Source organism: Bradyrhizobium sp. (assembly GCF_019244115.1).
Taxonomy (GTDB): Bacteria; Pseudomonadota; Alphaproteobacteria; order Rhizobiales; family Xanthobacteraceae; genus Bradyrhizobium.
The window spans coordinates 1-9,278 of sequence record NZ_JAFATE010000679.1 but is presented as its reverse complement, the minus strand read 5'-3'; the positions used below and the strand labels follow the sequence as shown (position 1 = coordinate 9,278).

Genomic DNA, 9,278 nt, shown 5'->3' with positions numbered 1-9,278 from the left:
TTCACCTCGGAACAGCGCCCGGTGCTGCTGATCGACGAGATCGACAAGGCCGACATCGAGTTTCCCAACGACCTCCTGCTCGAGCTCGATCGCATGGAGTTCTTTGTCTACGAGACCGGCGAGACGGTGAAGGCGAAGCTGCGCCCGATCGTGATGATCACCTCCAACAACGAGAAGGAGCTGCCGGACGCCTTTTTGCGCCGCTGCTTCTTCCACTACATCAAATTCCCCGACACCGAGACCATGGGCCGGATCGTCGACGTGCATTTCCCCGACATCAAGAAGCGCCTGGTTGAGGAAGCCCTGCGGATCTTCTTCGAGGTGCGCGAGGTGCCGGGACTGAAGAAGAAGCCGTCGACCTCGGAGCTGCTCGACTGGCTGAAGCTCCTGCTCAACGAGGACATCACCCCCGAGATGCTCCGGGAGCGCGACCCGCGCAAACTGATCCCGCCGCTGCACGGCGCGCTCTTGAAGAACGAGCAGGACGTGCACCTGTTCGAGCGGCTGGCCTTTTTGAGCCGACGGGAGGTGTGAGCGTGCACGAATGTAGGGTGGGCAACCGTGCCCACCGTCGAGAGCGGGTTCGAGATTTGGCGGGCCCGCTTCGGTATTGGCGCGAGGTCACGACCGCTCCATGTTGGAAGACCTAGCCTGCTGCAGCGCTCCTGCCGCGGATCAGGTCGGAGGCCTTGTCGGCGATCATCAAGGTCGAGGCATTGAGGTTCGCCGAGATCATGCGCGGCATGACCGAGGCATCGATCACCCGAAGGCTTTGGAGTCCGTGTACGCGGAGCTGATCGTCGACCACCGCCCAGGTGCTGTCAGCAGGCCCCATACGGCAGGTGCAGCCGGGATGGAAGGTCGTGGTGCCGCGCTCGGTCGCCGCCGCCAGGAACTCGTCGTTGCTCTGCACCTTCGGCCCCGGAAAGTCCTCGTAAGCATAATAGGGTGCGAGCGGCGCGGACTGCAAAAGCCGCCGCGCCAGCTTCATGCCGGCGACGATGACGCGGCGGTCGAGTTCGTCGGTGAGATAATTGGTCTGGATGATCGGCGGCTGAAACGGATCGGACGAGCGCGCGCGGACATAGCCGCGGCTCTCCGGACGCTGCTGCCAGGACGCCACGGTCATGCCCGGCTCATCCTCGAGCTGACCCTGCACGCCCTCCTTGTAGCTTGCGGGCGTGAAGGTGAGCTGCAGGTCGGAGCTCTCCGTGGTCTCGCCGGAGTGCCAGAAGCAGTAGACCATGGTTGGCGACAGCGAGAGCAGGCCGCGCCGGGTCGTCGCCCATTTCAGGGCCTCGACCCAGAGATTCCAGCCCTGCCGAAGCTCGTTGATGGTCCTGATGTTCTTGACGCGCGCCACCGTGCGCGGCGCGTAATGGTCCTGCAGCCCCTCGCCGACGCCGGGCAGCGCGTGACGAATTTCGATGCCCAGCGACTGCAGCAGCTCGGGGGAGCCGACGCCGGAGAGTTGCAGGAGCTGCGGCGAGTTGTAGGCACCGCCGGAGAGAATGACCTCCTTGCGCGCACGCAGCTCGACCGGCGTGCCACCACGGCCGCCCTTGACGTAGCGCACACCCACCGCGCGCTTACCCTCGAAGATGATGCTGGTCACATGGGCATGCGTGCGCACGTCGACATTGCCGCGGCGCCGCGCGGGGTTCAGGAACGCGGTCGCGGCGCTGACCCGCAGGCCGTTCCTGATCGTGCGCTGGCAATAAGAGACGCCCTCCTGGATCGCGCCGTTGTAGTCCGAGTTGCGCGGAATGCCGAGGCTGACCGCCCCCTCCATGAAGGCCTCGCACAGCCGATCCTTCCAGTCCATCGTGGTGACGGTAAGAGAGCCGTCGCGCCCGCGATAAGTCTCGTCGCACTCGCCGATCCGGCACTCCATCCGCCGGAAATAGGGCAGCACGTCGGAATAGCTCCAGCCCCGATTGCCCATCTGCGCCCAGGTGTCGAAATCCTGCCGTTGGCCGCGATTGTAAATGTGGCCATTGATCGAGGACGAGCCGCCGAGCGTCTTGCCGCGCGGTGCATAGATGCTGCGTCCGCCCGTCCAGGGGCCCGGCTCCTGCTGGTAGGCCCAGTTGATGCTCTTCATGTGGAAGGTTTTGATGAAGCCGGCCGGCAGATGGATATAGGGGTGCCAGTCACGCGGCCCCGCTTCCAGCACGCAGACCGTGGTGCCCGCGTCCTCGCTCAGGCGATTGGTCAGCACGCAGCCGGCCGAGCCCGCGCCGATGATGACGTAATCGAACGTATCCATGGTGTTTCCACCCGACCGCTAACGCGGCTTGTCATTGAGCTGATAATTCAGGTGAGCCTTCACCGTCGGCCATTCGCTGGCGATGATGCTGTAAACCACAGTGTCGCGCAGTGTGCCGTTCGGCGCAATCTGGTGGCTGCGCAGAATACCGTCCTGCTTGGCCCCGAGCCGCTCGATTCCGCGACGGCTCTGGTGATTGAAGAAATGGGTGCGGAACTCGACTGCAATGCAATCGAGCGCCTCGAAGGCATGGGTCAGCAGCAGGAGCTTGCATTGCGTGTTGAGCGCGCTGCGCTGCACGCGCTTGGGATACCAGGTCGAGCCGATCTCGACCCGCCGGTTGGTCGCATCGACGTTCATGTAGGTGGTCACACCCGAGATGCGGCCTTCGGCGTCGAACACCGTGAACGGCAGCATCGATCCCTTCGCCTGCAGGCCCAGCCGGCGATCGATCTCCTTCCCCATGTCCTCGGGCTTTGGAATGAGCGTGTACCAGAGCTTCCACAGTTCGCCGTCTTTCACGGCCTCGACGAGCCCGTCGTGATGGTCGTGCGACAGCGGTTCGAGCCGGGCATGGGCGGCGCGGAGGGTGACGGGTTCAAGCCACGGCATCGATTATTCCTTCCTGCGCGCCATTTCAACATAGTCATTCCGGGGCGATGCGAAGCATCGAACCCGGAATCTCGAGATTCCGGGTTCGCCTCTTCGAGACGCCCCGGAATGACCGCGTTAGAGTCACTTGTTCAAAAAGTTCAGCGGCAGGCCGGCACGGGGCCAGTCCATCGCGATCAGTTCGCCCTTGCCGGACAGGGTGATGTAGGCCGTCTTCAGTTCGGGTCCACCGAACGCGATATTGGTGGTGACGCGGTCGCCGGTCGGCACCTGCTCGACCAGCGCTCCGTCGGGCGCGATCACCGAGATGCAGCCGGACACCAGCGTCGCGACGCAGACATTGCCGCCCGCCTCGACCGCGAGCGAGTCGAGCATCTGGTAGCCGCCGAGCCCCGCGATCGGCTTGCCACGTTCGCCGCGATAGATCACGTCGCGCGGTTTCACCGTGCCGGGCGCAGCAAGATCATAGGCCCACAGCCGTCCGGTCGGCGTCTCCGCAATGTAGACGGTGGCCTCGTCCGGCGACAGCCCGATGCCGTTCGCCGGCAGCAGGCCGAACACGCCCTCGACGATCTCGGTCATGCCCGGCTTGATATAGTAGAACGCGCCGACATCCATCTCGCGGGCGCGCCGCTTGCCGAGGTCGGAGAACCACAGGCCCCCCTGCCTGTCGAACACGAGATCGTTCGGGCCTCGGAGCGCGTGCTCGCCGCATTTGTCGACCACGGTCTCGACCTTGCCGCTCTGCAGATCGACGCGCTGGATCGAGCCGCCGAGATAATTTTCCGGCTGCGGCCCGGGCATGATCATGTTGCGCGTCGGGATCCAGGAAAAGCCGCCATTGTTGCAGACGTACATCTTGCCATCGGGGCCGAGGGCCGCGCCGTTGGGGCCGCCGGGGATTTTTGCGACGACCTCCTTGCGGCCGTCCGGCCAGACCCGCGTGAGGCGCTGGCCGCGGATCTCGACCAGCACGACCGAACCATCGGGCATCGCCACCGGCCCTTCCGGAAATTCGAGGTCGGTGGCAAGCACGCGAATATTTTCCATGAATCCTCCCGTTTGATGCTGCAGGCGGATTCATGCCTTCGGCGCCGCGCGCAACATCCTGTCGCGCGAGGTTATGACAAAGTCGCATCTTGTTGCCAAGCAAGCACACGCCGGACCGCGGCGCAGACCAGCGTTGCGCCGCGCGGCGCTAGGATCTTATCGGCACCCAGATCTCGAGACCGCCATTGCCGGTCATCGGATCGAACTTTTCGTCATAGCGCTCGAAGTTGGGCGCATCGGCGACCTCATGACCCGAGCCTGGCAGCCAGTGATTCCAGATGGTGCTGATGGTGCGCCGGATGGTCGAGACATGATCGGCATGGGTAAAGACCGCATATTTCTGCGCGGGAATGCGGGCATGATAAAATTCCCGCGGCAGGTCGGAGAAGTCGGCGACTTCGACGCCGGCGATATAGTCGAAATTGCCGGCATCATCGCCGTTGCAGCAGACGCCGTAGGCGACATTGCCAATCCGCGCGGGAACGCCGTCGATGCTTTGATGGAAGCGATGCCAGAGGCCGGGAATGACGGCCCCGTTCTCGCAATGGATGCGCTCGCCGACACCAGCGACGAGAAAGGCCTTTCCGGTCTCAAAGCGCGGTTTCGGAAGCTGGTCGAGTGCGGTGGAATCCATGAGGATCGGCTCCTGAAGCTTGAGATGATCGAGGCGCGTTGCCGCCCGCACCGCTTCGGGCGTCACTCCGAAATGGTCGCGGAAGGCACGGGTGAACGCTTCGTGAGAGCCGTAATCCGCATCCAGCGCCAGCGCCAGAATGTCCGGTGCCCCCTTGGCGAGCGCGCGCGCCGCCTCGGTGAGACGTCGGGCGCGCACATAGCGCATCACGGAAAAACCCGTCGCAGCCCCGAACGCCCGCACCATGTGGAACCGGGAGACGCCACCGATAGCGGCGATGTCATCGAGGTTCAACGGCTCGGCCAGGTGGCTTTCGATGAACCAGAGTGCCTTCTGCGCGGGATTCATGGAGCTTGGCTCTCTTCTCCGAAGCGCGTGTATCCTACCCGATCCGCGCCGGAGCCATTTGACAGTCCTTGCGCTTTTCGCGGCCGCGAAACTTCCTGGAAAGACCATCGGTATCCTCTCGAGATTCCAGGCTGGATGCTACGCATCGTGAAATCACTTCCCCGCATCTTTCGCCATCGGCGAATCGGCCTTCTTCTTCAGATCCTCGGCCTGTTTCGCCTGCGCCGATTTGAGGTCCTCGACCGTCTTCTGCAGGGCTGCGAGGGTTGCCTTCAATGCCTCGATCTGCGCGTTCGCGGCATCGATCCTCTGCTGGTAGTTGGCCGTGATCTTCGCGATCGTCTTCTGCTGAAAATCGATATTACTCTGCAGGCAGGAGGTGCGCCGCTCCATGGTCTTCTCGACGGTGCAGATTTCAATGCCGGGAATGTCCTGCGCGCGAGCCGCGGAGACGAGAAAGCAGAACGAAAACATCATCAGCGCAGCGCATGAAAGTCTAACGATCATGAGTTCTCCATGGCTTTGCCCGTCATATGAAATTGCGCGGGAACCGAAAGATACCACACTGAAACCTCAATCGCACGGTGAGGTCCAGGTCATCGCCACTGTCAGGAGATTGTGGAATGGCAACACGAGAAAAACGGTTGGCACAGTTCGATGGTCATGGATCGCCCCCGCCGGGCCAGCCCGTCGAGGTTTTGTGCGAAGATCATAGCGGTACTTACAAACTTCCTTTCGCCTGCCTCTACGTTGACGGCCAATGGCGCAACAAGGAGTCTGGCGCCTCCATCGAAGCAACCGTCGTCGGCTGGCGCCTGCCGCGCATGGAGTCGGTCGGCCGCTGAGGCCGGCCGGTTGTGATTGAAGCAGAACCGAACAGGTTTCTGCTTTCCTGTTCGGACGTGTTTCTTCAATCGAACTGGCTTCACTTCGCTTGAGACCGCTTTTTGAAGACGTGATCGAACCAGGAGAGCCGCGCCGGCTTCAAGGCGGCTCTCCGTACCTCACCCGCATCGGCATCGAGCGAAACCGCCAGCGCCGATCCCGCCAAACCGGCTTCAGCGTTCGTTCCGGTGACACAGCCGAAAATGACATGGATGTCAGTTTTGCCCCGGGAACGCTCACGTCGCATTTCTCCCGCGCGCCGACCTGCCGATGTCCCAAAACGCAACGGCTCAGGCAACGCATCTTAACGTTCGGAACGGCGCCGGAACGAATCGCGCCCGAATCGCTGATGGGGCGCCCGTCGCTGGTCTGTTCACGGCTAGATGTCGCGCGGTTGCACAGACATCGCCCGACATGCAGCATTGCGGGACCGGCCCGATACCGCCGGTCACAGGCGAAGGGTTAACCGCGCGGGCGCAATTGGCGTGTCCTTGCGCAGGATGCGCCCGATACGTGAGCAGCCTCGGCAAGCCCAGCTGCCTAGTACTCTACCTCGAGTTCTTCGATCTCTTCCGGTTCGGCCTTGGCCGCCGCGATCCATTCCTGCATTTCCCGCATGGCCATAATCAGGTCGGCATAGGCCTCGAGCCGCGGCTCGAGCTTCACGTCATACGTCGCAAAGCGCGTCACGACGGGCGCATACATCGCATCCGCCATGCAGCGCGCCCCGAACAGGAACGGTCCGCCTGAGATGGCCAGGCATTCGCGCCAGATGGTGCAGACCCGATCGATATCGGCCTGCGCCCGCGACCAGATCTTGAAGCCGGGAAAATGCGCCTTCAGGTTGACCGGCAACGAAGCCCGCAGCGTCGTAAAACCCGAATGAATCTCTCCGCAGATCGAGCGGCAATGCGCGCGCTGGATACGGTCGGCCGGCAACAGGCCGGCCTGCGGCATGGTCTCGTTGAGATATTCGCCGATCGCCAGCGTGTCCCAGATGGTCGCACCCTCGTGCCGCAGGCACGGCACCAGGATGGTCGGCGACAGCAAAAGGATTTCGGCCCTCGCGGAGGGATCGCCCGCCGCGGTGACGATCTCCTCGAACTCGAGCGCGGAGAATTTGGTCAGGAGCCAGCCGCGGAGCGACCATGACGAATAATTCCTGCTGCTGATGGTCAGTGTCGCTTTCGCCATTCGGCCTCCTCGAGCCGGGGACGCCCGCCAAGGCAGCGCGCCCAGTATGCGCCGATTTCCTCCGTTCAAGCAGCAAGCAACGTGCCAGTTTGACAGGCACGATGGCCGTCTCTTGGCGTCGATATTGCATGGGCCGCCTTTGAGGCAGGCCCGTCATGATGTCCATGTTTTACCAAGCCTATCAGAACCACGTCGACCTGACCGAGCCCTGGCGCGCCGCGGCGGTCTCGTCGCTCCGGTATCTCAATCTTGTGCCCAAGGGCATTCCCGACCGCTTTCTGGCCCGGCTCGCGGCGGCGCTCGAGCTGATCTCCCGCTCCGCCCTGACCTACAGCCGACCTGCGTATGGCATCGATCGCGTCCAGGTCGGAAACCGCGAACTTCAGGTCACCGAGGAAGTCGCCTATGCGACGCCGTTCGGCTCGCTCCTGCACTTCAAGAAGGACGACGCGCGTGAGCAGCCGAGAGTCCTGCTGGTGGCGCCAATGTCCGGCCACTTTGCCACGCTGCTGCGCGGCACGGTGAAGACGCTGCTGCAGGACCATGACGTCTACATCACCGACTGGCACAATCCGCGCGACATCCCGAGGGATCGCGGCCGGTTCGGGCTCGATGACTACACCGAGCACCTGATCACCTTTCTCGGTCAGCTCGGCCCGCGGCCCCATATGGTCGCGATCTGCCAGCCGTCGGTGTCCGCGCTGGCTGCGACCGCAATTATGTCGGAGGACAATCACCCCTGTCGGCCGGCAACGCTGACGCTGATGGCCGGCCCGATCGACACGCGGATTTCGCCCACCAAGGTCAACGAGTTCGCCAAAAGCAGATCGCTGAAATGGTTCGAAGATAACCTGATCAGCTATGTGCCGGTGCAATGCAAGGGCGCATTCCGCAAGGTCTATCCAGGCGTCCTGCAGCTCACCGCCTTCGTGTCGATGAATCTCGAGCGCCACATCAAGCAGCACCTCGATTTGCACAATCACCTGGTCAAAGGCGACACCGAGAAGGCCGCGAGCATCAAGACCTTCTATGACGAATATTTCGCGGTCATGGACCTGACCGCGGAGTTTTACATCGAGACCATCCGGGACGTATTCCAGGATCACCTTTTGCCACAGGGCAAACTGACCTTCCGCGGCCGGCCGGTGAACCCGGCCGCGATCAAGCGGATGGGCCTGATGACGGTGGAAGGCGAGAAGGACGACATCTGCTCGAACGGCCAGACCCTGGCCGCACAGGACCTCTGCTCGGGCGTGCGCGCCTATCGCCGCGTGCATCACATGCAGGCCGGCGTCGGCCATTACGGGGTGTTCAGCGGCAAGAAATGGAACAACGAGATCTATCCAATGCTGCGGGATTTCGTGCACGTCAATTCGTGACGTGATGACAATAGCGGCCGGTCAATGCAGCCGCTGCAAGGTCGCCGACGGCGCTTCGCCGAATTTCTGCCGGTACGCGCCCGCCATGCGGCCGAGATGGGTGAAGCCGAGATCGAACGCGATGTCGATGACGCGCGCATCCGCTGGTGCAGATATTTGCCCGGCTTGGTCGATGGTTTCGATTTCCGGATAGACAAGGCGCCCCTGTCGCCCGATGCTGCTCGAAGCAAGGAGGGAGAAGGCCATGACACAACTCGAGAAGGGCATCACAGAGGCCGGTACCGGCTATAGCGGCAAGAGCTGGAATATCCTCGGCCAGCTGTATTTTCCGAAGGCGATCACCGATTCCACCTTCGCCTTCGAGACCAACAGCGAGCCCGGGCAGTTCGTGCCCGTGCACATCCATCCCACCCAGGACGAATTCATCCTGGTGCAGGAGGGCGTGCTCAGCCTCAAGCTCGACGGCGTCTGGGTCGAGGCCAGGGCGGGCGACCTCGTGCGGATGCCGCGCGGTATCCCGCATGGCTATTTCAACAAGTCTGACAAGCCGGTCCGCGCGCTGTTCTGGGTCTCGCCGATGCAGAAGCTCGAGGCGTTCTTCAACCGCCTGCACAACCTCACCGACCCCGCCGAGGTCGTCAAGATCTCGGCCGAGCACGAGGTGGATTTCCTGCCGCCCGAGGCCAACGCGTAGCGGCGCGCGCCGACACGCAAGCTCTTTCATTTCACGAGCAGGCGCGTGGCAGGCGAACGCCGCAGTTAGCGATAGGGATCCTGGCGGATCGACGGCGTGGTCTGGCGGACGATCCGCAGCGTGATCGGCGAGCCATCCGATTCGAACTGCAATTCGTAGGCCTTGCCACCTCGGTCGCGCGCCGAGCAGGAGATGCTGGAGACCTGCCTGGCT

The 9,278-nt window shown here is 63.0% G+C and carries 10 protein-coding genes and 1 pseudogene; 4 read left to right on the top strand and 7 right to left on the bottom strand.

Annotation, left to right across the window (positions count from 1 at the left end):
• Window positions 1-534: AAA family ATPase (locus tag JOZ76_RS29475; protein WP_291704720.1), on the top strand; the 534-nt coding region annotated here is incomplete at its 5' end.
• Window positions 535-646: 112 nt separating this feature from the next.
• On the opposite strand, the gene JOZ76_RS29470 is transcribed toward JOZ76_RS29475, so the two are convergent.
• The 5 genes from JOZ76_RS29470 to JOZ76_RS29450 form a co-directional block, all read right to left on the bottom strand.
• Window positions 647-2,269, bottom strand: coding sequence for a GMC family oxidoreductase (locus JOZ76_RS29470; protein WP_291704718.1), 1,623 nt, complete (start codon window positions 2,267-2,269; stop codon window positions 647-649).
• A gap of 18 nt (window positions 2,270-2,287) precedes the next feature.
• Entirely contained in the window at window positions 2,288-2,881 is a 594-nt protein-coding gene (locus tag JOZ76_RS29465) for a GNAT family N-acetyltransferase (RefSeq protein ID WP_291704717.1), read from the bottom strand.
• Between the two features lie 123 nt (window positions 2,882-3,004).
• Window positions 3,005-3,931, bottom strand: a complete 927-nt coding sequence (locus tag JOZ76_RS29460; protein ID WP_291704715.1) for an SMP-30/gluconolactonase/LRE family protein — start codon at window positions 3,929-3,931, stop codon at window positions 3,005-3,007.
• 148 nt (window positions 3,932-4,079) lie between these two features.
• Window positions 4,080-4,913, bottom strand: coding sequence for an AraC family transcriptional regulator (locus JOZ76_RS29455; RefSeq protein ID WP_291704714.1), 834 nt, complete (start codon window positions 4,911-4,913; stop codon window positions 4,080-4,082).
• A 153-nt stretch (window positions 4,914-5,066) separates the two neighbouring features.
• Window positions 5,067-5,390, bottom strand: coding sequence for a hypothetical protein (locus JOZ76_RS29450; protein WP_291711406.1), 324 nt, complete (start codon window positions 5,388-5,390; stop codon window positions 5,067-5,069).
• Between the two features lie 146 nt (window positions 5,391-5,536).
• Between JOZ76_RS29450 and JOZ76_RS29445 the strand changes: the two genes are divergently transcribed.
• On the top strand, window positions 5,537-5,758 hold the full coding sequence (locus JOZ76_RS29445) for a hypothetical protein (RefSeq protein ID WP_291704710.1): 222 nt from the start codon (window positions 5,537-5,539) through the stop codon (window positions 5,756-5,758).
• Between the two features lie 580 nt (window positions 5,759-6,338).
• On the opposite strand, the gene JOZ76_RS29440 is transcribed toward JOZ76_RS29445, so the two are convergent.
• Entirely contained in the window at window positions 6,339-6,992 is a 654-nt protein-coding gene (locus JOZ76_RS29440) for a glutathione S-transferase family protein (RefSeq protein ID WP_291704709.1), read from the bottom strand.
• 155 nt (window positions 6,993-7,147) lie between these two features.
• Here JOZ76_RS29440 and JOZ76_RS29435 point away from each other — a divergent pair, with 155 nt between their 5' ends.
• A complete protein-coding gene (locus tag JOZ76_RS29435; RefSeq protein ID WP_291704707.1) occupies window positions 7,148-8,371 on the top strand; it encodes a polyhydroxyalkanoate depolymerase in 1,224 nt (407 codons plus the stop codon).
• 21 nt (window positions 8,372-8,392) lie between these two features.
• Here JOZ76_RS29435 and JOZ76_RS29430 read toward each other — a convergent pair.
• A pseudogene (locus JOZ76_RS29430) lies at window positions 8,393-8,503 on the bottom strand (AraC family transcriptional regulator); the annotation flags it as partial.
• 112 nt (window positions 8,504-8,615) lie between these two features.
• On the opposite strand from JOZ76_RS29430, the gene JOZ76_RS29425 reads away from it, so the two are divergent.
• The gene (locus tag JOZ76_RS29425) at window positions 8,616-9,065 is read left to right on the top strand and encodes a cupin domain-containing protein (RefSeq protein ID WP_291704705.1); all 450 of its coding nucleotides are present in this window, start codon (window positions 8,616-8,618) and stop codon (window positions 9,063-9,065) included.
• Window positions 9,066-9,278: the final 213 nt, after the last annotated feature.

Excerpts from the sequence above, each read along its gene's own strand:
- JOZ76_RS29470 (WP_291704718.1), bottom strand. The coding sequence starts at position 2,269 with ATGGATACGTTCGATTACGTCATCATCGGCGCGGGCTCGGCCGGCTGC.
- JOZ76_RS29465 (WP_291704717.1), bottom strand. The coding sequence starts at position 2,881 with ATGCCGTGGCTTGAACCCGTCACCCTCCGCGCCGCCCATGCCCGGCTC.
- JOZ76_RS29460 (WP_291704715.1), bottom strand. The coding sequence starts at position 3,931 with ATGGAAAATATTCGCGTGCTTGCCACCGACCTCGAATTTCCGGAAGGG.
- JOZ76_RS29455 (WP_291704714.1), bottom strand. The coding sequence starts at position 4,913 with ATGAATCCCGCGCAGAAGGCACTCTGGTTCATCGAAAGCCACCTGGCC.
- JOZ76_RS29450 (WP_291711406.1), bottom strand. The coding sequence starts at position 5,390 with ATGATGTTTTCGTTCTGCTTTCTCGTCTCCGCGGCTCGCGCGCAGGAC.
- JOZ76_RS29445 (WP_291704710.1), top strand. The coding sequence starts at position 5,537 with ATGGCAACACGAGAAAAACGGTTGGCACAGTTCGATGGTCATGGATCG.
- JOZ76_RS29440 (WP_291704709.1), bottom strand. The coding sequence starts at position 6,992 with ATGGCGAAAGCGACACTGACCATCAGCAGCAGGAATTATTCGTCATGG.
- JOZ76_RS29435 (WP_291704707.1), top strand. The coding sequence starts at position 7,148 with ATGATGTCCATGTTTTACCAAGCCTATCAGAACCACGTCGACCTGACC.
- JOZ76_RS29425 (WP_291704705.1), top strand. The coding sequence starts at position 8,616 with ATGACACAACTCGAGAAGGGCATCACAGAGGCCGGTACCGGCTATAGC.